The organism is Gemmatimonadota bacterium (assembly GCA_009838645.1).
Taxonomy (GTDB): domain Bacteria; phylum JAAXHH01; class JAAXHH01; order JAAXHH01; family JAAXHH01; genus JAAXHH01.
In genome coordinates this window covers 136965-160472 of sequence record VXRC01000049.1, presented here as the reverse complement: position 1 = coordinate 160472, position 23508 = coordinate 136965, and the positions used below count along the sequence as shown (strand labels likewise).

The window sequence follows — 23508 nt, the reverse complement described above, 5'->3', positions numbered from 1 at the left end:
TCGAATGGCGTGATCGCATGGCGTAAATACAAAGTATCTACAATCGAGATAGGAGCACAGCATGAGTGAATCCACCAAAGTCGCCGTCGTCACCGGCGCGGGTTCCGGTATCGGCAAGGCCTGTTCCCTAGCGCTTTTGGACGCAGGCTACAGTGTGGTCCTCGCGGGCCGGAGAAAAGAAGCCCTGGAGTCGACCGTGGCCGATGCCGGCACTGCCGCGGACCGGTTGCTGATCGTGCCCACAGATGTGGGTGTCGCATCGCAGGTCGAGCGCCTCTTCGCGGAAACGAAGGCAGCCCACGGACGGCTGGACCTGCTGTTCAACAATGCCGGAACCGGAGCGCCCGCGGTGCTCCTCGAGGAGCTGACGGCCGAGCAGTGGCAGACGGTGGTGGACGTCAACCTGACAGGTTCCTTCCTCTGCACGAAGGAGGCTTTCAGGATCATGAAGGACCAGGATCCGCAGGGCGGCCGGATCATCAACAACGGGTCGGTATCCGCCCATGTGCCCCGGCCGAACTCGGCGCCGTACACGGCCACCAAGCACGCCGTAACCGGCTTGACGCGTTCGACTTCCCTCGATGGGCGGAAGTACAACATCGCCTGCGGGCAGATCGACATCGGCAACGCGGCCACGGAGATGACCCAGCGCATGCAGGAAGGCATCCTGCAGCCCACCGGCGATCTGCAGGCCGAGGCGCGGATGCACGTGAAGAACGTGGCCGACGCCGTGGTTTTTATGGCCGGACTGCCCCTCGACGCCAACGTACAATTCATCACGGTCATGGCCACCACCATGCCCTACATAGGACGGGGATAAATGTCGGTAACCGGAGCAAAGCCCGTCGAGATCACCGACGCGCAGAAGCAGCAGTACCAGGAGGAAGGGTACTTCATTCTCGAGTCCGCCCTGGACGATGAACAGCTGGAATACATACGCGGCGAGTGCGACAGGTTGCGGGTCGAGATGGAGGCCGAGATGGCCAGGGAAGCGGAGAAATCCCGGGGCATCACCCACAAGGGCAGCCGTTACTTCATCTCGAACCGGCACCGCGACAATCCCAGCCTGCGGCCGTACATTTTCAGCGAGATCATGGCCGAGATCTGCAGGAGCACTCTGGGCGATACAGCCTACCTTTTCCACGAGCAGTTCGTGGTCAAGGGGCCCGAAGTCGGCATGAAATTCGGCTGGCATCAGGACTCGGGCTACGTGGGGTTCGACCACCGGCCCTACATGAGCTGCTGGGCCGCCCTCGACGACGTCTCCGACGAGAACGGCACGGTCTACATCCTGCCCTTCTCTCGCGCCGGCACGAGACGCCGCCAGGATCACCGCATCGTGGACGAGACCAACGACAAGATCGGCTACTTCGGAGACGATCCGGGCGTGCCCGTGGTCGCGCCGGCCGGGAGCATCGCCGTATTCTCCAGCGTGTCCTTCCACCGCAGCAGCCCGAATACCTCTGACGGCTGGCGGAGAGTGTACCTTACGCAGTACTCCGCCGAACCGATCCTGACCGAAGACGGCACGCGGAACTGGAGCAACGCGGAGCCCTTTCTTGTGGACGGCGTGCGGGTAACGGCCGAATAAGCGCTGCGGCCACAGAGCAGACCCCGCAAACAAAGGAGCAGACCTTGACCACGATCACCGGCGTGAAGTGCATCCGGACGCGTTCGAACGGCACCTGGGGCATCGTCAAGATCACCACGAACCAGCCTGGATTGTACGGCATCGGGTCCGCAAGCGATCACTACCACCAGCGCGCCGTTATCGAGGCCGTCGAGTCCATGCTGGCCCCGAAGCTCATCGGACGGGATGTCAGCCGCATCGAGGATATCTGGCAGACGTTCTACACGAGCGGCTACTGGCGTAACGGCGCCATCACCAACACGGCCCTTTCCGGGATCGACATGGCCCTGTGGGACATCAAGGGCAAGGAAGCCGGCATGCCCGTCTACCAGCTCCTCGGCGGCTCCTGCCGGAGCGCCGTGCCCTGTTACGCCCACGCGGGGGGCGGCACGCCGGAAGCCCTGCTGGAAGCCATTCAGGGCTACCTCGAGGAGGGGTTCCCCGTGGTCCGCTGCCAACTGGGCGGTTACGGCGGCGGCGGATTCATCCCCTCGGAAGAGGCGCCCCGGCCCGCCAACGCCTGGCCCGCCGACCAGGTCTTCGACGACGAGGCTTACATCGAAGCCATTCCGAACATGTTCGAGTACCTGCGTTCGAAACTCGGATTCGGCCCCAAGCTGACCCACGACGTGCACGAACATCTGCGCCCGCAGTCGGCGGTGGCCCTGTCCAAGCGCCTCGAACCCTACCGGCTCTTCTTCCTCGAGGACGTCCTTTCGCCCGAACAGGTACAGTGGTACCGCCTCATTCGCGAGCAGTGCACGACGCCCCAGGCCATGGGCGAACTCTTCGTGAATCCCCACGAATGGACGCCCCTCATCACAGAGCGCCTCATCGACTACGTCCGCGTGCGGGTCTCCAAGGCGGGCGGCATCACGCCGTGCCGCAAGATCGCGAGCCTCTGCGAATCCTTCGGCATCAACACCGCCTGGCAGGAGGGCGGCGACAACGACCCGGTCAACCAGGCCGCGGCCGTTCACCTCGACATGTCCAGTTGGAGCTTCGGAATACAGGAAGAGAACGCCTTCAGCGAAGAAGAATACGCGGCGTTCCCCGGCGCCTGCGAGCTAAGGGACGGGCATCTCTACACCAACGCCAATCCCGGACTGGGGTTGGATATCGACGAGGATGCGGCTGCGAGGCTGTTGAACGCGGAGGACGCGGCTACACCCCGGTACGCCGCGGAGGACCGCCGGGCGGATGGCAGTATCGTTCGGCCATAGAGACCGCCCTCAGTCTACATCAAGCGCTTCAGGGGACAGATGATACCAATACACTTCCCCGGATGCGATAGCCTTCTGAATTACTTCGACCTTCCTGAGACCCGTCACAACGGAATACGTCCGTTTGCCCGTAAAACGAGACATGAAACCCGCGTTCCTGATGGCTCTTCGCGTATCCCGTCCGTTGGCGGTGAATGAAACCTCGACTGCAACGTAGCAGGTCTCGTCCTTACCGTCCCTGGACTCGATAATCAGATCGGCGGAGCCGAAACTGCGCAGGTCATTCGCGGGTATGTCCTTCGTTTCCTTCGATCTGGCCAACGCCCTAATCTCTACACCGCGCAACACCCGGACCATTTCGAGCCCCAATTCGTAGGCAATGTCGTCCGCGAACTCTATCGCCGCTTTTCGGGTGTGTGCATTTCGCAGAAACCCCGATAGGTCATCTGTCGTACGGATTGAATGCATGTTCATCTACCGCCTGGGATAAAGGGTAATATCCAAACGGGGCCGTCACAGACACAAAGCCCATTTTATAGAATGGACGAAACTTCCGTCTATGGTCTCGCAAAATAAAGTTTGACTAGGGCTTCGTATCGGCGTTGACAGGCGGCTCGTCATTGCCCAGGAACCGCTCCGTCGTGTTCCTCGTGGCCGGATTCGTCCTGAAATCCGCAATCCACGGCTCGCGGAAGTAGACCTGCTTTTCGCGGGGAAGGCCCGCAATGACTTCCGGCGGGGTTTTGAGCCGGTGCCAGTGAGTGGCCAGGTGGGAATAGGCGTTGAGGACGGTGACCCGGGGTTCGTCCCGGTTCCACACGGGACCGGCATGACAGGTGTTCTCGGTAAAGAACACGGCGCTGCCCGCGGGACAGGCGTAGGTCATGAGAAACTGGCTTCGCTTGCCCTCCTCCAGCGACATGTGATCGGGATGCATGGGGAAGTTGGCCTTGTGGCTCCCCACCACGAAGTGCGTGCTCTGGTCTTCCATGCGTATATCCGTAAACTCGAAGATCACCCGGACCATGCCCGCGTAGATCTGATCGCGCTGCACCCGGTAGCCAAAGATGGGATCGATCTGTCTTGGGCCACCCCCGTGCAGTTCCCCGTGCGCTTCCCCCTTGTTGCGCCACACGCAGGAACAGTTCTCCAAACGGAAATCCTTGCTGATGATCTCCTCGATCACGTCCACGACCGCGGGGTGATCGATGAGCACGCTCGACGGCCCACCCGGCACGTCGCGATGCTCCGGTGGAAGCGAGTCCGGTTCATGCTTGATCAGGTAGATCTGCTCGCGGATATCCTTGACCTCATCCGCGGTGAGTATGGCTGGCCGGACCAGAAACCCGGTCAGGTCGAATCGGAAGCGTTCCTCGTCGGTTAGGGACATGGGGTGACTCCTTGCACGGATCGTCGTTAAGCGCCAGAACTACTGGACCAAATTGTCAAATTCCAAACCGACGCGGATCGCGGAACCCGCGCCCGCGTAGGTGAATGCCTCGTTGATATCAGTGAATGAGAAGGTATCGGAGATGATCTTGTGGAAGGGGTACCTGTCCCGTGTGCGACTCAGGAATTCGAGGGCGCGCGGGATTACCCAGGGTTCATATACGATTACCCCGCGAATCGCCTTGCTGCACCGGACGATGTTGCCCGGATCGATCTCCGTCGGGAAGCCGAGGTTTATGTTGCCGATCCAGAGATAGCGGCCGCCCCACCTGAGCATGTCGATGCCTTCGGCGAGCACGCGGGGCGATCCCACGAATTCGGCGACCAGGTCGGCGCCGACCCCGCCCGTGTGATCCAGCACGATCTCAATGCGTGCTTTCATGTCCATTTCATCGATGTTCAGGGTGTCGTCGGCGCCGAATTCCCGGGCGAGCGCGAGGCGCGCCGGGAGCCGGTCTAGCACGATGATCCTGCCCGCTCCCATCTCCCGCGCTACGGCGGTCGCATAGAGTCCGAGGCCGCCCGCCCCCTGAATGACCACCGTGTCGCCCAGGGTGACGCCGATCTGATTGAGACCGTAGATGACTTCCGACAGGGCACAATTGATCGGGGACACAATCGCGTCCGGGAGATCGTCGGGCACCTTGAAGACCCAGTGGCCGCGTTTCATATAGTAGTATTCCCCGTACGCGCCGTGGAAGTGCGGGGGCTGATCGCTTGAGACGCCGATCCAATCTCTGTAGCGGTCGGGGCATCCCGGCTTGCCGTTGAGGCACGTCCAGCACTGCTGGCACGGCTTGAAGTAGGAGTAGACGATGCGGTCCCCTTCGGACAGCGGCTGTCCGGCACTGTCCGAGGTGACGTTGCGTCCCATGGCGTCGATGGTACCGATCATCTCATGCCCGAGGACCTGGGGGATACCGGTCTCAATCCTGGGACCGTGTCCACGCCAGATGTGCAGATCGGATCCGCAGATATTCGCCATGCGGATCCTTACGAGCATATCGTCCGCTGTAACCGATGGTACGGGATACTCACGAATCTCCATCGGTGCCTGCGGCTGGGTATATACAGCGACTTTTCCGGTTTTCATGGTACGTCCCCCGTCTCTTCCTGCCAGGCCCGGATCCGCTCCGTAAGATCCGCAATCCGTCCGGCCCGCCCGCTCCGGTGAAACAGATTCTCCAACTCATGAGGATCGCTGTTCAGATCGTACAATTCTCCCTGTCCCATCCCATAGAGGTTGAGCTTCCAGCCGTCCGCGGCCACGATGGTCCGATGCTGGTGGACCAAGCTCCGGTTCGGTTCCGCTTCGCCGAATCCAGCGGGAGCGTGGCCGTCGGCGCCGCTCCACTCGACGAACACGTCGTCGCCGACCAGATTCTCGTGCCCCTGCAATACCGGTACCCGGCTCCGGCCCTGCAACCAGTCCGGCCGCTCGAGACCGAGCAACTCCATCAGCGTGGGGACCAGATCGATGTGGCTGAACCGGCCGCCGACGCGGCGAGGAGGCTGATCCACCATGGGCGCACGCAACACCATCGGTACCTTGATGGACTCCTCGTACATGAGCGTCTTGCCCAGGATGCCGTGATCGCCCATCAACTCGCCGTGGTCCGACGTGAATACGACGATGGTGTCATCGGCCTTTCCGCTTTCTTCCAGGGCCTCGAGGATCCTCCCCACCGACCGGTCCACCAGGGTGATGTTGCCCCAGTACCGGGCCATGAGCGCCCGCCAGCCCGGATCGGTGCGCAGGTCCAGCCCGTAGTTTTCGGACTGCATGTAGAAGGCGGCCATCAGACGGACGAGGAGCGGCGCGTCGTCGGGCGGCTGCCGCATGAACGCCCGTCCGGTGGGCAGGCTGTCCGGATCGTAATAGTCGTTCAACGGACCGGTGTGGGGTGGATGGGGCTCGAGGTAGCTGACGCAGAGGGCAAAGGGGTCGTCACCCTGCTGGCGGATGTAGTCCGACGCGCGCGCGCCCAGGTACCAGGCCTTGGTGCATTCCTCGGGCAGGGAGGCCGCGTAATGTCGGGAAAAAACCTTCTGTCCCAGAAGTTCGAAGTCCGGCGTGTATCCCTTATCCGCCAGGAAGTGGTGATAGTCACTGACTTCGGAAAGCCGGTCAGCTTCCGAGAAGTGGCGGCGATATTGATCCTCCGTGCCTACCCAGGTCTCGAAGCCGTGCTGCGGGAAGATCTCGTCCCCCAGGTGCCATTTCCCCATGAAGGCCGTGTCGTATCCCTCGGGCAGCATCTCGGCGATGGTCGGTATGTCGGCGGCCAGGGGCACGTTGCAGGAAGGCACGCCCGCCGTATGCGGCCAGAGGCCCGTGAGCATGGTGGCCCGGGCCGGGCTGCATACGGGCTGGCTCACGTAGGCGTTTTCGAACACGAAGCTGTCCGACGCCAGCGCGTTGAGCGCGGGGGTTTCGATCTGGTGGTTTCCGTAGCATCCCAGCGTATCCGCGCGCTGTTGGTCCGTGAAAATGTAGAGCAGGTTGGGGCGTTTCATCGGTTCCCTTCGCGGTTGGACTTCGAGCGCGGCGTCAGGTTGAACCAGGTCTGATGGCCGGAGAAGAACCGCTCCAGCTCGTCGACCATGTAGTGGAAGAAGTGCGGATAGTCTTCTCCCGTGCGGCCGGAGAAGTGCGGCGTCAGAAAAACGTTCGGCAGTCCGATGATCTCGCTGTCTTCGGGGATGGGCTCAGGGTCGAATACGTCGAGCCCCGCGGCGATGTCCCCGCGCTTGAGGCGATCGATCAGGGCGTCGGAATCGACGATGGCCCCGCGCGAAACGTTCACAAACACCGCGCCCGATGGTATGAGTTCCAGTTCGCGCCGTCCGATCATGCCCCGGGTATGGGGGGTGAGGGGCGCCACGCAGATGATCGCGTCACACTGTGAAAGCACGTTTTCCAGCGACGTCTGCAGGAAGTCCAACGCCTCGGGCAACTCCTGCGGCAGGTAGGGATCGTGCACCCAGAGCTCGACCTCGAAGGGGCGCAGCAGCTTCATCAGCCGCCGTCCCATGTGTCCGCCGCCGATCAACCCTACCCGCTTGCCGGTGAGGATGCCCGCCATGGGCTGAATGAGACCTCGATCCTGCGTATTGCCCGCGACGATGCGGCGGAAAAGCGCACCGGCATTGCGCATGGAGATCAGCGTCAGGGCCAGGGCCCATTCGGCCACGGGATAGGTGGAGCCGTTCGTCGTATCTACGGTACGGATGTCGCGCGCCCATAGCGTCTCCAGATCCAGGCGCGCGGCAAACCGGTCGCCTTCCAGTTCGCCGACGAATCGTAGCCGGGGCGCGGCATCCAGGATCGTGGCATCGATCCGCGGCGCGCCGTGGCACACGACGAGGGCATCCACGCCGGACATTTCCTTCGCCAACCGCGCCGTCGTCTCGGGGTCCGTGCTGGTATCGTAGATTCCGCCGCCCTCGCTGTGGAACCACGCCCAGTCGGCAAACGCCTCGAGGCGGGCCAGTTCCGCCGGCGGCAGGTAGCCGTTGCGCACCCGCTCGTCGCAGGCGATGAGTACTTGCGGGCGGTTGTTCGACATTCGATCTCCTTATGTTCTTTTCAGCTTTTTAACCGAAGGCCTCGGCATACTTCTGCGTACGACCGGTCATCATCCCGTAGAATGCCCGTACCTCCGGATCCGGATGGTCCCGCCACAGACGGGTGGGAATCACGGTACAATCGCTGAGCACGGGTCCGCCGCGATGGCCGTAGTAAATTTGAACGGTCTTGCGCTCGTGCGTCGTGATCCGTACCGTCGCGGCGTGGAGCACGGACAGGTTGAACAGGATGACCGTGCCTGCCGGTCCATGCAGGTGGACCTTGCCGCGCCGGGCGAGTTGTTCCCTGGTATCGAGTATGGGACCGTCGCAGGGCTCCGGAGATATGGAAAAGCAATGCGTACCTTCGTGGACATCGGTCAGGTAGAGCATCATCTGCAAATAGCCGCACCTATAGGGCTTGTCCGTCGCATGTGGACGGTCCCGGTGCCAGATCTCCTCGGGGTTGCTGTCGCGCGGGACCATGTGCCGCAGGCACGCTTCTCCGAGCCAACTGGGCCCTTCGAAGATGGCCTCTATCGGGCCGATCAGGGCGGGATGGCGGATCAGGCCGTCGATTTCCGGCGATGAGATCAGCGGATCGCAGTTGAGGGTCTGGTGGCCGTGATTGGAAATGGGATGCCAGAAGCAGCCCGACTCCGACTTGTCGCGGTCGTACAGGTCGATGAATCGACTCAGTTCCTCTCCGGTAAATACCTGGCCGAGGTTGACGTATCCGTTCTGCTTGAAAAACTCGATATCTGGCATGCGACGACTTGGCTTCGAATTGGTGTGTTTACTTGCAAAAGAAATGACCATACATTGCAAGCGTCAAGTAGTTCACCGCAATGTCGCGGCGTCAGTTATCTTTGCACTTCGCTACTGCCCCTCGCAGCCTACCAGGAGTACAAGAAATGCCCGAAACAGTCCTCAATGCCGCCCTGATTGGATGCGGCGGCAGGGGCCGAGGCCACCTCGAGACCCTGAAGACCTTCGACGACCTGCGGTTCGCGGCCGTGTGCGATCCGGTGGAGGAACTGCGCGACCGGGCGGCCGACGAGAACGCCGTTCCGCGCAGGTACGAAGACATCGGGGACATGCTGGCGAAAGAGGAACTGGACCTGGCGGTCATCGCGACGCCGGCCCACCTGAACGGCCAGTGCGCGCTGCCGGTGATCCAGGCCGGGGTCCACACGTTGCTCGAAAAACCGCCCGGGCTGTCCGGCGCGGAAACGGAGGGGCTTCGCGACGCCGCCAACGCGTCCGGCGCGAAGGTGCTGGTCGGGTGGAACCGGCGGTTCCATTCGCTGATCTGCAAGGCGCGCGGCCTGGTTGAGGAGCGGGGGCCCATCACCCAGATCGTGGCGGAGTTCCACAAGAGCATGACAGGCTTGCGCGATCGGGGCTTCCCGGACCACCTTCTGGACAACTTCATTTACGAGACGCCGATCCATGCCATCGACCTGACCCGTTCCCTGGCCGGCAGTTCCCCCATCGCCGAGCTGCACGCCGTCGCCCGCAGGACCAATTCGCCTTTCGTCGATGTTTACGCCGCGCTCATCCGCTTCGAGAACGGTTGCGTGGCCCAGCTCACGGCCAATTTCACGACGGATGCCCGGCTGGAGCGCTACGAAATCCATGGCCGGGACTGCTCGGCCTACCTGGAAGGCGTCAGGAAAGCCGTGGTACAACGCGACGGCAAGACCGAGGTGTTCGACGAAGTGGAGTCCGCCGGCACCGCCGAACAGGCCCGCTTCCTGATCGAGTGCATCAAGGAAGATCGGCCGGTAGGACTGCCCGCGGCGGGTCTGGACGAAGCCGTCGAGACGATGAGGCTGGCCGACCGCATCCGGGCGGAACTGCGCGACTGAACCGAGTTGCGTGACTGGCCCTCCAGTCAGTTTCTTGACATCCGGGCGACCGCATGATAGGATGCCATTGAATGGTCGCCGGCGACTTTTCGGTTTTTCGCGACCTCATGACCTTGTAGAACTGGCCTGGATACGCACTGAGCAACTCGGCGGCGAGTAAGCAGGAGGAGCCCTTTATGTCGTATACTCATTACATGCAGTTCATTGTCGCGCTCGTTGTGATTCCCCTGTTGGCCATGGGCTGCGGCGAGGAGGCGGACACCGTGGATTCAGACGAACAGCTCATGTCCCTGGCCCGCACGTCCATCTCCCAGATCGAAGGGGAACTGACCCTGGAAGGACTGCGGGAGCCCGTCGAGGTGATCCGGGACCGCCACGGCATACCTCACATCTACGCGCAGAATACGGATGACCTCTTCTTTGCCCAGGGTTACGTGATGGCCCAGGACCGCCTGTGGCAGATGGAGCTCTGGCGCCGGTGGCGGGAAGGCCGTCTCGCGGAGATCTTCGGTCCCGAGGCCTTCGACTACGACGCCCGGACGCGGCTCATGATGTACCGCGGTCCCTTCGACGAACGGGAGTGGACCAGCTACCACGCCGAGGGCGAACGCATCTTCACGGCCTATGCGAACGGCGTAAACGCCTATATCGACACGCACGCCGACAATCTGCCGGTGGAGTTCAGGCTGACGGGCATCCAGCCCGGCCGGTGGACGAAGGAGACGGTGGTGCGGCGCTGGACCGGGCTCTTCTTCCCGAGCGCGGGCAACGACGCCGGGGACGAGATCCGGCTGGCCCGGTCCGTGGCGGAACTGGGCGTCGAGGAGGCCAATCACCGCGCGGCGCCCCTGCCCTGGGATGATCTCGTGGTACCGGAGGGCCTGGACGTGAACCTCGTCCACGAGGACATCGTAGCCGCAATGCGGAAAGGGGAGGGCGATCCCCTGGTACCCGGCCGCCTGCCACAACTCGAGCTCGTGGAACCGTATTCCGGACTGGTACCCCCGGACCGCCAGGCAGAGGCGCCCACCGAAGAGCAGCTGCTCGAGATCGGAAGCAACAACTGGGCCGTGAGCGGCGCTCTGTCCATCACGGGCCAGGTCATGGTGGTCAACGACCCCCACCGCCGCCTCGAGAACCCCTCGCTGCGCTACTATTCCCATCTGAACGCCCCGGGCTGGAACGTAATCGGGGCCAGCGAGCCGCCCTTCGTGGGCGTGACCGCCGGACACAACGACCGGGTCGCGTGGGGATACACCTTCGCGGGGGTCGACGTGAACGACGTGTACGTAGAGGAGCTCCACCCTGAGCAGCCCGACATGGTCCGGTGGCAGGGCGGATGGGAACCCCTGCGCGTCATCACGGAGGAGATCCCGGTGAAGGGCGAAGAGCCGCGGGGAGTCGTGCTGAAGTACAGCCGCCACGGTCCCGTGTTCTACGAAGATCCGGATAACGGGGTGGTCTATGCCGTGCGTTCCATCACCCACGAGCCCGGCACCGCGCCGTACCTGGGATGCTTCCGCATGGCCCAGGCCGAGAGCGCGGAAGACTTTTTCGAACGGGCCATGTTCTGGAAGGTGCCGACGCACAACCTGGTATTCGGTGACGTGGAGGGCAACATTGCCTTCCAGGTATCGGCCCTCACGCCGGACCGTGAAGGCTGGAACGGCCGGTTGCCGGTCCCCGGCGACGGGCGGTACGAGTGGCGAGGGTTCCGGGAAGACCTGCCCCGGGAGTACAATCCCCAGCGCGGCTGGGTCGGGACGGCCAATAACGATTCCCATCCGCCGGACTACACGGGACGCCCGGTCATGTTCCACTCCTCGAGAGGCGTCGAATACTCCCGGATCGAGCGCATGAAGCAGCTGTTGCAACCGAACCGCAAGTACACCATTGACGACCACAAGCGCATCCAGCTGGACGCCTATTCGCTGAGGGCCGAGGCGGATATACCCTCGTTTCAGGGCTGGACGTCGGACGATGCGGAAGTCGAACGGGCCCGTGCGCTCGTAGCCGACTGGAACGGTGTCCTGGACCGCGACAGAGCCGGCGCGGCAGTCTGGTACCGGTGGCGGGGCGAAGCCGAAGCCGCCGCCTACGACCCGGAGACGCCGGCCGACGAACGCCGGCCGCTCGTGGAAGCCGGCCTGCGCAAGACCGTGGACCGGCTGAAGTCGGAGCTGGGCGAGGACTGGGGTGAGTGGCGGTACGGACGCCTGCAGAAGAGCCCCTTCACCCATCTCCTGTCCGATGCCTTCTCCCTGCCCGCCGTGGAGCGGTCGGGCGGGTTCGGCACCATCGCCGCCACCTCGGTGAGCTTCCGGCACATCCTGGACACGGAAGACTGGGACCGGTCGGTCTTCATCATCACGCCGGGCCAGTCGGGCCAGCCCGGGAGCCCCTACTACGGCAGCCTGCTGGAGACCTGGGGGAACGACGACTATCTCCAGCTGGCATTCAGCCGGGAGGCGGTGGAAGCACTCGCGGGGCACCGGCTCACGCTGTCTCCTCGCTGAGCGGCGAGGACGCTCGGCCGATATTGAAACTTTGTCGCCGAAGGGACGTTAGCTGAGTGGAGTACCGCGTACTGGGAAAAACCGGGATCGAGGTCTCGTCCGTCGGCCTGGGCTGCTGGCCCATGGCAGGGATGACCGGCGGGGCGAACTGGTCGGGTATCGACGACGAGGAGTCCATCGCCACTATACAACACGCGGAATCCCTCGGCATCAACCTGCTCGACACGGCCAACGGGTACGGCGCCGGCCACAGCGAACGGATCATCGGCCGGGCGCTCCGGGACAGGCGGGACCGCTACGTGGTCGCCACCAAGGTCGCGCCTCGGTCCGACGACCCGGAGGAGCCGTTACAGCGGTACATCGCGAAGAACTGCGAAGGAAGCCTGGAAAGACTGCGGACCGACTATATCGACATCTACCAGTTGCACGGCGAACCGGACGAGGCCGCCATGCCGGCAATCGTGGAGGCGTTGACACGGCTGGTTGAATCGGGCAGGATACGGTGTTTCGGCATCTCGACCTACGAAACCGATGTCATGAGGGCCCTGATGGCGCTGGGCGATCTTTCGATGGCCCAGATCGGCTACAGTATCGTAAATCCGGTGGGACAGCCGGGGCTGAAGTTCGCGGAAGCATATAACCTGGGGACGCTCATCCGCGTGCCGCTCGCCCAGGGTGCGCTGACCGGTAAGTATTTCGACTCATTATCCGGGCTCGATCCACAGGACCGCCGGTACGAGCGTTTCGACAATCCCCGGATACGGTCCGCGCTGCAGAAGCTCTCGGAGCTCTCCTTCCTGGCGAAAGGCGGAAAGCGCACCATGGTGCAGGCGGCGCTCAGGTTCGTGCTGGACACGCCAGGCGTGACCTCGGTGATACCCGGCGCCAAAAACCGGGCGCAGCTGGAAGAGAACGCGGGAGCGGACGGCGTCCCCCCGTTGACTGCCGACGAACGGAAACAGGCGCTGGCCATTGGCGGGAAAGCGAACTGGCCGCTGCCGCCCTACACGAGCTGGACGTGATGTGCTTCATATCCCATATAACGAAATGAAATACGGTCTTAGTACAATCGGAGGAAATCGATGCGGCGCTTGATGTTATGTCTTCTGCTCGTCTTCACCGCCGGATGTGGACGGGTGTTTTTGGGCGACACCCAGAAAGTGGAGATCAACGTGACCCCAGCGGACGCCCGGATCAAGATCCCGGACCGCATCGACCGGGACACGAACCCGTTCACGATCGAACTTCCCCGGAACGAGTCCCACCTGGTGGAGATCACCAAGCCGGGTTACGAGACGAAGTGGATCGTCCTGCAGAAGGTCAAGCTGCCCTCGGTCATCGTCGCCGACATCCTTCTCACCCTCGGCATCGGTCTCTTCATCGACATCTACTGGGGGACCTGGGAAGGACTCAAACCTTCGAGGCTGGACGTGACGCTGGAACCCGAAAGCGTGGAGGGAGGTCCCGTCAACGTCCCGCTGAACCTGGCCGAATCCACCCTGACCGTGCAGGACGGGTCCGTCCGGATCAAGGTGCACGTCCTCGAGTGATTTGGACCAGCCGGATGCCACGCGGGCTACGGTTTCGACCGCACCGCCCGGTATCTCAGGAACAACTCCTGGCCGACCCGCCTGGACTCGATCAGCCTGAGCCTGCGGAATCGATCGCTGGCAAAGCCCTTGCCGTCCGCCGCCGTCGGAGCGGTGCTGCCGCCGATCACGACGGGACACAGGGTCAGGTACACCTCGTCCACCAGCCCGGCCTCCCAAAAGGCCATGTTGACCTCGCCTCCGCCTTCGACGAGCAACCGGTCTATGCCGCGGTTGACCAGCATCCGGCATAACTCGTGGAGATCCACGGTGGTCCGGCCCACCCGGATCACTTCGGCCAGATCCTGAAACGGACGGACCTGTTCGTCCTTCGCCTGCTCTGTCGTCGCGATGATCCGTTCGACCTGGCCGTCTACCCAGTATCTTCCTGCGCCTGGCAGTCGCATGGACCGGGACAGGATCACCGAGACCGGATGGGGCGATTTGCCCTTGCGCCTGCGTTCCTCCCGCCGCCGGGCGGACTTGATCCTGACCGGCGGATCTTCCGCGCGGAGCGTACCGGCGCCGATGAGCACGGCATCGGCGTCCGCCCTGATCTCGTCCATCAACCCGCGGTCGATTCTGCTCGTGAAGCGAACCGGATCGCGTTGCTCCGTGGTTAGCTTGCCATCCAGGCTCAAGGCGTAATTCAGCAGGATGTACGGCCGTCTGTCGGACTTCATTGGAAGCACATCGTTTGGCGTCCTGTTCAGGCATCCGGTTTATTGGAAACACCCGTAAAATCGTCTTGACAGGTAATTAAAGCCAGTATATTATCTAAGTCGAATTTCAGCAAGACATAGACCGGATTCATTCCCCGGAATGACATCCGGCAGAAAAAGCGAATCCGCGGTCGGCTGGCTTACCGGTCCTGACCTGCGGAGCGCCCTATCAGTGTCAGTACCCCACCACACTTAGGTATATCATTCCTGAAGCCGTTTGTTTCGCGTGCGACAGCGCCAGCGTATTGTGAAGATGGTTCCGCTTGAGAGAGGCAGGATTTTGTGAAAGTCAGAGAAATCAAACACGGGGACGTTACGGTGCTGGAACTGAGCGGCCGCATGGCCGAGGGAAGGGACACCGACGCCCTGAGCGAACGCATCAACCGGCTGGCCGACCATGGTTCCAGGAAGATCATCTTCGATCTGAGCAAAGTGTACTGGATCGACAGTTCGGGGCTGGGACTGCTCATTCGCGCCTATACCCGCATGCAGAAGGTGGGAGGCGACCTGAAGCTCGCGCGCGTGACGCGCAGCGTCAGCAGCCTCCTGCAGATGACCAAGTTGACGACCGTTTTCGCCGTCCACGATACGCTGGAAGGCGCCATCGAGGCCTTCGGAACCTGAACCGGGTGGACTGATACCTCTTATGGCTGATCAGCACACCGGCCAGGTCCAGACTCACGGAAGCCGGACCGCCGAACTCGTGGCGGTAAGCCGCGCCCGGCACCTCCTCCGGCACAAACCGCCCTACATCTTCCACGATCCCTTCGCGTTCCGGTTTCTGAGCAAACGGTGGAAACGGATCCTCGGATCCAGGTTGCGCGACGCCTTCGTTTCCAAAATCGTACTGCGAAGGCTCATGCCGATCACCACCCAGCCGTTGACCCGGGCCCGTTTCACCGAAGACTGCCTGCTGGCGGCGATCGAAGACGGCGTGGGGCAGTACGTCATACTCGGTTCCGGCTACGATACGTTCGCCTTGCGTCATCCCCGGCTCGAAGTGACCATCTACGAAATCGATCTCGCTTCCACGATCGCCCTGAAACGGGAACGGGCCGAGGCCGCCGGACTGGCGTTGCCGGACAGTCTGAGGCTGATCCCCATCGATTTCGAAAAAGACGACCTCGCGGACCGGCTGATTGCCCATGGATTCGCCCCGGAGAAACGTTCCTTCTTCAACTGGCTGGGCGTGACGTACTACCTGTCCCGGGATGCGATACAGGACACGATGAATAAAGTGGCCGGGATAACCTGCCCCGGTTCGGAGATCGTCTTCGACTACCTCGCCGAGACGAACAGCATTCCGGAGGAAGAACGTTCCCTGGCCGTGCGCTTGAAGAATTACGTAGGCAGGCTGGGCGAACCCATGATCACGTCTTTCGATCCGACCGCGGTGGAAACCGACTTCAACGCCGGCGGCAAATGGGACGTCGCCCGCAACGATTCGCCGGCCGACCAGCAGAAGCGGTACGTGGAGGGGCGCGGCGACGTGTACGCCCTTCCGCCCCTGTTCTGGTGCCTGCATCTGAGAAGGCGAGGTTGAACGGGCATATGTATTTACTCCGTGTATTGTGATATTTCGTAACATATGCATAAGTCCTTAAAATACCTTGACATAATGGGATTATCAACATATACTAACTGCCCAATTCCCGTTCGCTTGAAATTCCAAATATCACTAAAACTCAAAGATACAGGCGGCCTCTCATGTCCACATCGAACAGGCGTTCGTTCGCCTTGATGGTATTCGGCTGGCTCTGCCTGGCCGGGATGCCATGCTCCACAGTGTCCGCAGATCAGCAGGAGGAAGCGGAGATTGACTCCCTCTTCATGCTGCCCGTAATCGAAGCGGAAGCGGTCGTCGTGACGGGCACGGCGGTACGGGAAACCCCGATCGAACTCCCCTATGCCGTCGCCCGAATCGACCGCGAAGCGCTGGCCGAACAAGGGTCGCCGTCCATGGTCGACCTGTTCAAGAATCTGAGTGCTAGTAACGGGGTCATTGGAGAGGCCAACAGCTGGTACAACGCGCAGTCGGGAGACATCCCTGAAACCGTGGCGAACGTAAACCTCCGCGGCCTGGGCGCTTCGCGCACGCTGGTGCTGCTCAACGGCCGGCGGCAGACCTACGTACCCGGCCGGCTCGTCGGGGGCCGGTTCGTCGACGTGAACGCGTTTCCGTCCATCTCCATCGAACGGTTGGATATCCTGAAGGAAGGCGCGGGGGCCGTGTACGGATCGGATGCGATAGCGGGCGTCGCCAACTTTATCACGCGAAGCAATTTCGAGGGTTTTGAGCTGGATGTGTCCTATGACTATTTCGACTCGGGCGGAGACGCCCTGCTGGGCGGGATCTGGGGCGGCAAAGTCGGTGATTCCAACCTGGTCGTATCCCTGGAACACAAGCGTCGAGGCAACCTGCGCGCCGAAGAGCGGGACTGGGCGCTGCGCCCCTTTCCAAACTTCGGATGGGGTTGGTCCTGGTACGGCAATCCGGGCGCGTTCATCATACCGGACGGACTGCAGACGGACGAAAGCATACTGGCCGGGGAGCCGCGATTCGTGGATCCGGGCTGCGAGGGCCTGGGCGGATACCAGGTCGGCGCCAGTACGTGCCGGTTCCGCTATCAGCCCTGGGACAGCATCATCGAAAAACTCCAGCACACCCGGGGTTTCGCCGAGTTGAACGGCTCGATCGGCGAGACGACTTATCACCTGGAAGCGCTCTACCACGATGCCCGGGTACCCGAATGGGAGACCACGCCGTCCTTTCCTCCCATCGCCTTTTACGACGGCGTGCAGCAGGTGCGCGCCGACCACCCAGGCCGGGTGGCCTTTGTGGAGCAAAACCCCACCTATACGAATTCAGCCGGGGTCACGCTGGACCTGACCGGCGACCAGCCCTGGTACTTCTTCGGCCGACTGGTCGGAAACGCCGGACCCGGACGGGTTCAGAGCAGGGAGTCCCGTACCCGACGCCTGGCAGGCTCTCTCACGGGTCCGATCGGCGAGTCCAGTTTGAGCTACGACCTGGGTATTTCCTACTCCGATACGAAGGGCACGGTACGTCAACCCGCGGAATACGCATATCGGAAATTCCTCGCTTTCCGCGGGTACGGGGGACCGAATTGCGGCGTCGGGGTCGTACCGGACAGGAATGCGCCTTCAGGACTCGCCCTCGGGGCCATACCCGGCGGCGTATCTCCAGGAACCGGGAACTGCTCCTATTTCAACCCGTTCAGTAACGGTATTCAGTTTTCGGCACAGCCCGACGCTCCGTACACGGACAGTGCCAATCCGAACTACCGGGCCGATCTGGCGCACAGCGCGGAGCTGATAGACTGGATCAACGAAAAGGTCGCGACGACCAGCGAGGCCAGCCTGCTGTCGATGGAAGCCATACTTAACGGCGTGATCAAGGAGGGCGTCGCCAGTTACGCCACGGGGTATCAATTGCGCCGCGTAGATGTCTCCGCCGTACCCAATGCGCCCGGCGATCTCTCACAGAATCCCTGCCGCATACCGGGCGACAGAAGCTGCGCGATCCAGACTGGGTCCTTCACCTTTACCTCCGGGATCCATCCCTATGAAGCCAACCAGACGACCCACGCCGTTTTCGCCGAACTGGCGCTTAAGCCCAACGAGTGGCTGGACAGCCAGGCCGCGTTGCATTTCGAGGACTACGGCTTCGCGAACAGCCTGGACCCGAAGATCTCACTGAGGGCGCAGGTCAATGACTTCCTGGCCCTGAGGGGGACGGTGCAGACGACTTTCCGAACGCCGTCGGTGGATGACCTGAACACAGACGTCGTCATCTACACGGATTACGTCGGACCGACGGGTGCCTGGAAGGCCATCGAGAACCGCGGCGTCGAAGATCTCGAACCCGAAGAAGCGCTCACCTACAACCTGGGCGTCATCCTCGAAAACGATACCGGTTTCGAATTGACGGTGGACTACTGGAATTTCGATTTCAACAATCCTATCGGCGTCATTCCCCACTCCGCGCTGGCCGCGGCCTACGTGGACGAGTCGACCCGCGCCGCGGTGCAGGACCGGATCTACTGCCCCGGCAACCGGAACGACGGGAGCTGCGCCCCGGGTGACATGGAACGGATCCGGATCAATCACATCAACTGGCCCGGACTCAAGACCTCGGGGATCGACTGGCATATCGGTGGACGCCAGGTGTTGGGCAGTGGCGCGATCGACGCCCATCTGGACGGCAGTTATACCCTGGACTATACCATAGAGCCGCTCATGCACAACGGCGTGGAGATCGTCGCCGAAAACGAGGCCGTCGGTTTTCTCAACCTGACCAATCCCCTGGCGCCGCCATTGCCTCCGCTGCGGCTGAACGCGACCGTCGGATACCACTGGAGCGACTACAGCGCCATTGCCAGGGGACATTACATCTCGTCGTATGAGAACGGGGACTACTGGTTCGATACGGGGCCTTCGGGAGAAGACTGGACCCGGATCGGCTCTTTCCTGACCTTCGACATGAACTTCCAGTGGCGCATCCCCGATACCGGTGTGGTCGCCACGCTGACCCTGTTCAACCTCCTCGACGAAGCGCCGCCCTACGTGAACCAGGAGCTGGCCTTCGACGCGCTGACCCATGATCCGAAGGGCCGGCGGATCAAGCTGGGATTGACGTACAGTTTCAGGTAATCGGGTAGAAGTGAAGCGCCGGGTGCGAAAGACTGGTGCATTTCGCGGGAAGAAAGAGCAGGAAAACCGATGCGCGACTGGTGGGCGGGCCTTGACCGGCTCGCCCATTGCTCGTTCAGGAGCCGTGATCCTGTCTCAGCCACCGGATGAAGGACAGGGTCATCAGGACCAGCACGGCGATGAGCGGAAGCGCGACGATCAGGGAAGCCGACTGGACCGCCCGCAGGCTTTCCGTCCCCCCCACGAACATCAGCGAAAGCGCCACGGAACTGAGCACGACCGCCCAGAAGCAGCGGTGCCAGCGCGCGGGTTCCCGCACTTCGGCCTGTTCCCGGGTGGCCACCGACGCCAGGATGTAGGACGCGGAGTCCAGCGTGGTTGCGGCGAAGATGATCGCCAGGGTCACGAACACCAGCAGAAGCGGTATGGCGAAGGGGATCACCCGGTCTCCCACAGCGACCACCGTGGCAATGATCGCTTCCGGCGTCATGTTGCGCGCGACCAGGCCGGTGAGGTCCTGTGAGCCCTCCAGCTGGAAGAACAGGCTGGTGTTGCCGAGTACGGCGAAGAACAGCCAGCAACCCATCGCGCCGCCGATGATCTCGGCGCCGATCAGTTCGCGGATCGTACGGCCCCGGGAGATGCGGGCGACGAACAGCCCCATGAACGGCGCGAAGGCGATCCACCACGCCCAGTAGAAGACGGTCCACTGCTCCGGGAAGGTAGCCTGTGGAACCGGACTCCCTTCCCCCTTTGCCGATATCAGCGAGCCCCACTTTCCGATCGGATCCAGGTACAGGCTCATCTTGACGAAGTTCTGCACCAGCAGGCCAATGCTGTTGGTAATCGTGTCTATGATGAACAGCGTAGGCCCCGCCAGGAAGACGAATGCGAGCAGGCCGATGGTGAGCCAGAGGTTGAATCGGCTCAGCATGCGGATACCGCGCTGCAACCCGGTGTAGACGCTCACGCCGAAGATCGTCCCCAGCGTAATCACCACCGAGGCGTCCAGCCAGTACCCCCTGGCGACGCCCAGCATCTCCGACAGTCCCGCCGAGATCATGGGCGTGCTGAGCCCGATGGACGTCCCGACCCCGCCAAGCAGGCCGAACATGAACAGCATGTCGATGAACTTGCCCGGAAGCCGCCGGGCCGCCTGCGCGCCGATCACGCCTTCGCAGGCCGCCGACATGCGCAGGACCGGACGCCGCCGGTTCCAGAAGAGGTAGGCGAGGGGCAGGGTGGGGATGCAGTAGATCGCCCACGCCGTGAATCCCCAGTGGAACAGTCCGTAGGTCGCCGCCCACTCCGTGGCCTCGGCGGACCGGGGTTCGAGACCGAAGGGCGGATTCATGTAGTAATACGCCCACTCGATCGTGCCCCAGTACAGGACGCTGGCGCCGATGCCGGCGCAGAAGATCATGGCGATCCAGCTGATCAGGGAGAACTCCGGTTTGGCGTCGGGTCCGCCGAAACGTACGTTGCCGTACTTGCCGAGGGCGTAGTAGACGAGGAGCGCGAACGCTGCGATGGTGAACCAGAGGTAGGCCCATCCCAGGAACCGGGTCAGCCAGCCGAAGGCCGCGCTGAGCAGGGCTTCTCCCTCGACGGGGAACAGGACCAGGGGTATCGATACCCCTGTGATCAGGGGCAACGCGACCCAGAATATGACCCGGTCGACGCGGGGTCCGTCCATGTTGTGTACTCCGGTTCAATCGGGTGGGTGCGGAACTTCCCGCACGGATGCTCAGTGGGGGATGTTCAGCTCGTGCATGCGCCGGTGGATGGCTTCCCGGGCCTGCAGGTAGGGTGCCTCCAGAAAGGCTTCGTGATCGTCCGCGCCGTGGTGATGGGTGGTCGTTCCCGGCTTGTGTTGCCAGCTGCGGCGCTTGATGTAGGACAGGCCCCCTTCGATCAGGCTCAGCATGTACTGGGCGTTCTCCAGGTCGAACAGCCAGTAGGGGCCGCCGCAGGCCACATAAACCGGCGACGTATGGGCCATGATGCCCCGGCGCCAGCCGTCGTGGTGCGGAATGCTGGTGTAGTTCGGTCCGGCGCACCGCGCCGCCAGCCAGGTGTGGCCTTCGATTTTCAGACTGGTCTTGAGCGAAAGCCGGCGGGTACCCTTGCGTTCTTCCGCAGAGGCGACCACTCGGCCCTGCTGCACAATTTCCAGCGTATGGATCGGCAACGTCGAATCCGCCGACGCCTCGATCTCGACCGTCCCGCCGTTTCCGGGCAGATTCACCGTGTCTCCGATATCCTGGCCGTTCACCTTGAACCGGATGATGGGCCCCGCGCTCAGGAAGGTGTTCCCGCCGCGCAGCGCCTTGCACCAGTTGTCGTAGGAAAAGGGCTCGTCCGGCGGGATGTAGGCGTAGGTCCGGTAGATCCCCACCGGCACATCGCTGGACATCTTGTCCGTTCCGCCGGCCAGCGGCAGCCTGTACCCGCAATTCAGGTAACGGTAGTACTCCAGGTGGTTGTACTCGCTGTGCACCAGCATCTCCACGGCATCGGCGCGGTCCGTGGCGATGAGGACCGCCGGTTCGCAGTTGGGATTGGGGATGTGGGGGATCACCACCGTCCCGCCCTGGGCGTGGCAGGCGTCGGCCCAGTACGACAGGGTCGTTTCCAGGTTGCCCCCCAGTTCGGCCTCGCCGGGTCCGTCCGAGCACCAGGGCATGACCGGCTCCTTCAGGCCAAGAAGGGACAGGTGGCCCAGGATGTGCTGGCGGTTCTCCTGCGTGGCGTACACGATCGTATCGCCGTCCGGCGCCACGTTCGCCGATCCCGTGAACTCCTCGGTGTTCGTGAAGAGGCCTCCCCACTGCGAGAGCAGGAGGTTGACGACGTTCAGGTCTTCCCCTTTGGCCTCGAGCTGCGCGCCCTGGGTGGAGAGGAAATGCACGTGGGTGTCGCCGCTGAAGTACCGCTCCGCGTTCAGATCGGTCCAGCGCTTGAGCCGCAGCGTTAGTTCGCGTTGCCCGGGTTCGATGTTTACGCGCTCGCGAATCGGTTCGTACTCGAATCCGCGGGCCACGTCCACGTGCACCTCGCCCCGGGGCAGCCAGCCCTGGCATTTGCCGTCGATGTAGGCGTAGGACATCTGGCCCAGGCGCACGTCGCCGCCCACGTCCACGTGCCAGGTCTCCAGGTTCGAGTTCACATGGGCATGATGGCCGTGCGGCGCGTAGGGCACGCCGCGGGCCGACCGGAAATGGACGCGGCACGGTACGGGCTTGCCCGTCTCGTCGTCCAACACCGTGGTGTGCACCCAGTTCCGGCCCGTGTCGATGACCTCGAACCGGACCGAAGGGGTCTCGACAACCTCATTGGCTTCCAGTTCGCCCCAGTTGGCCGATCCGACCGCCTTCCCATCCTGTTTTACAGTTACGGTGGCCGACGGGGTGCCGGCCACGCCCACGTGGGCGGGACTGGCGCGATTGGAGTCCGCCTGGCCCCAGCCACGGTGCGTGTCGGTCAGGAAGGCCTGGTCGACCTGATCGGGCAGCGGATAAGCGTACGTCGCGTAGCCCCGGTCGACTTCCACATCCAGGTTGAAGGGCTTTTCCGCGTCCTCCGGATGCTTGAACTCGATCCGGACGTCCCGGGCGGCCCAACGGCAGATGGGATCTTCGTCGACATGGCCGAGCGTAACGGCGGCCACGACGAAGGGCGGGCCCTGCGGCGTGATTTCAATCGAACGGATTACACGACCGGGACGTGGATTGCGCCAGGCCCAGAGATAGTAACCGCGCGGCCATCCCTGTTCGGCCTCAGTCTGCCGGCGGCCCGCATCGCTCCAGTCGCCGCCCGACCGGTTGTAGGTCGACGGCTTCTCGTCCGGGACGCAGAGAAAGGGATACTGCCCCCAGGGAAGGGGCATGTAGCCGATCTCGAATCGTTCACGGATCGTTACGGACTCGGACCGGCCGTCGTCCCATGCGAACCGGTACGTGGCCACGGGAAGGGCGATCGGCCCGCCCGACTCGATCTCCGAACGGATCACCGCGTGGGCGAAAACCACGTTGACCGCGGCACGGCCGACCGGAATCTCGACGGGCCCGGACGGACAGCCCACCTCGGCGCCGAAGCCGATGAAGCAGTCGGTTTCTCCGGTGCCGTCGCCGATTTGGAAGGGCAGGCCGTAAAACGTCTGCGATCCCAGCGGAGGGTCTGCGATGGAGTCGTATACGCCGCGGTTCGCGTTGCAGATCTGGGTGAGGTCCAGGGGCTGGTAGTCCGGCATGTCGGCCTCGGGTTC

The 23508-nt window shown here is 62.8% G+C and carries 18 protein-coding genes; 10 read left to right on the top strand and 8 right to left on the bottom strand.

The annotated features are described in order from the left end of the window. Positions 1-61 precede the first annotated feature (61 nt). Genes F4Y38_14640 through F4Y38_14630 form a run of 3 tightly spaced genes read left to right on the top strand, consistent with a single transcriptional unit; the run spans position 62 to position 2853 of the window. On the top strand, positions 62-820 hold the full coding sequence (locus tag F4Y38_14640) for an SDR family oxidoreductase (protein ID MXY50520.1): 759 nt from the start codon (positions 62-64) through the stop codon (positions 818-820). Next, on the top strand, positions 821-1591 hold the full coding sequence (locus tag F4Y38_14635; protein MXY50519.1) for a phytanoyl-CoA dioxygenase family protein: 771 nt from the start codon (positions 821-823) through the stop codon (positions 1589-1591). Positions 1592-1635: 44 nt separating this feature from the next. After that, a complete protein-coding gene (locus tag F4Y38_14630; protein MXY50518.1) occupies positions 1636-2853 on the top strand; it encodes a mandelate racemase in 1218 nt (405 codons plus the stop codon). Positions 2854-3436: 583 nt separating this feature from the next. Here F4Y38_14630 and F4Y38_14625 read toward each other — a convergent pair. The 5 genes from F4Y38_14625 to F4Y38_14605 are packed head-to-tail and all read right to left on the bottom strand — an operon-like array spanning position 3437 to position 8688. Next, the gene (locus F4Y38_14625) at positions 3437-4243 is read right to left on the bottom strand and encodes a hypothetical protein (protein MXY50517.1); all 807 of its coding nucleotides are present in this window, start codon (positions 4241-4243) and stop codon (positions 3437-3439) included. Positions 4244-4282: 39 nt separating this feature from the next. Beyond that, positions 4283-5395 carry a zinc-binding dehydrogenase gene (locus F4Y38_14620; protein MXY50516.1) on the bottom strand — a complete coding sequence of 371 codons (1113 nt, stop codon included), beginning with the start codon at positions 5393-5395 and terminating at the stop codon, positions 4283-4285. Continuing rightward, positions 5392-6819 carry a sulfatase-like hydrolase/transferase gene (locus F4Y38_14615; protein ID MXY50515.1) on the bottom strand — a complete coding sequence of 476 codons (1428 nt, stop codon included), beginning with the start codon at positions 6817-6819 and terminating at the stop codon, positions 5392-5394. The genes F4Y38_14620 and F4Y38_14615 overlap by 4 nt, the downstream gene beginning before the upstream one ends. After that, the gene (locus tag F4Y38_14610) at positions 6816-7871 is read right to left on the bottom strand and encodes a hydroxyacid dehydrogenase (protein ID MXY50514.1); all 1056 of its coding nucleotides are present in this window, start codon (positions 7869-7871) and stop codon (positions 6816-6818) included. Before F4Y38_14610 ends, F4Y38_14615 begins: the two co-directional genes overlap by 4 nt. Before the next feature lie 28 nt (positions 7872-7899). Then, positions 7900-8688, bottom strand: a complete 789-nt coding sequence (locus tag F4Y38_14605; protein ID MXY50513.1) for a phytanoyl-CoA dioxygenase family protein — start codon at positions 8686-8688, stop codon at positions 7900-7902. Between the two features lie 29 nt (positions 8689-8717). On the opposite strand from F4Y38_14605, the gene F4Y38_14600 reads away from it, so the two are divergent. From F4Y38_14600 to F4Y38_14585, 4 genes are all read left to right on the top strand, one after another. Then, positions 8718-9740, top strand: a complete 1023-nt coding sequence (locus F4Y38_14600) for a Gfo/Idh/MocA family oxidoreductase (protein ID MXY50512.1) — start codon at positions 8718-8720, stop codon at positions 9738-9740. 176 nt (positions 9741-9916) lie between these two features. Beyond that, positions 9917-12256, top strand: coding sequence for a penicillin acylase family protein (locus tag F4Y38_14595; protein MXY50511.1), 2340 nt, complete (start codon positions 9917-9919; stop codon positions 12254-12256). Positions 12257-12312: 56 nt separating this feature from the next. Continuing rightward, positions 12313-13278, top strand: coding sequence for an aldo/keto reductase (locus F4Y38_14590; GenBank protein MXY50510.1), 966 nt, complete (start codon positions 12313-12315; stop codon positions 13276-13278). 60 nt (positions 13279-13338) lie between these two features. Then, entirely contained in the window at positions 13339-13806 is a 468-nt protein-coding gene (locus F4Y38_14585; GenBank protein MXY50509.1) for a hypothetical protein, read from the top strand. Positions 13807-13832: 26 nt separating this feature from the next. On the opposite strand, the gene F4Y38_14580 is transcribed toward F4Y38_14585, so the two are convergent. Continuing rightward, positions 13833-14528 carry a 2,5-diamino-6-(ribosylamino)-4(3H)-pyrimidinone 5'-phosphate reductase gene (locus F4Y38_14580; protein ID MXY50508.1) on the bottom strand — a complete coding sequence of 232 codons (696 nt, stop codon included), beginning with the start codon at positions 14526-14528 and terminating at the stop codon, positions 13833-13835. Positions 14529-14849: 321 nt separating this feature from the next. Here F4Y38_14580 and F4Y38_14575 point away from each other — a divergent pair, with 321 nt between their 5' ends. The 3 genes from F4Y38_14575 (at position 14850) to F4Y38_14565 (ending at position 19241) form a co-directional block, all read left to right on the top strand. Continuing rightward, positions 14850-15191, top strand: coding sequence for an STAS domain-containing protein (locus tag F4Y38_14575; protein ID MXY50507.1), 342 nt, complete (start codon positions 14850-14852; stop codon positions 15189-15191). Between the two features lie 22 nt (positions 15192-15213). Further along, complete coding sequence (locus tag F4Y38_14570; GenBank protein MXY50506.1) at positions 15214-16110, top strand: class I SAM-dependent methyltransferase; 897 nt, start codon at positions 15214-15216, stop codon at positions 16108-16110. A 164-nt stretch (positions 16111-16274) separates the two neighbouring features. Continuing rightward, on the top strand, positions 16275-19241 hold the full coding sequence (locus F4Y38_14565) for a TonB-dependent receptor plug domain-containing protein (GenBank protein MXY50505.1): 2967 nt from the start codon (positions 16275-16277) through the stop codon (positions 19239-19241). Between the two features lie 115 nt (positions 19242-19356). Here F4Y38_14565 and F4Y38_14560 read toward each other — a convergent pair whose 3' ends face one another. Continuing rightward, entirely contained in the window at positions 19357-20937 is a 1581-nt protein-coding gene (locus tag F4Y38_14560) for a BCCT family transporter (protein MXY50504.1), read from the bottom strand. 51 nt (positions 20938-20988) lie between these two features. Then, a complete protein-coding gene (locus tag F4Y38_14555) occupies positions 20989-23493 on the bottom strand; it encodes a hypothetical protein (protein MXY50503.1) in 2505 nt (834 codons plus the stop codon). Positions 23494-23508: the final 15 nt, after the last annotated feature.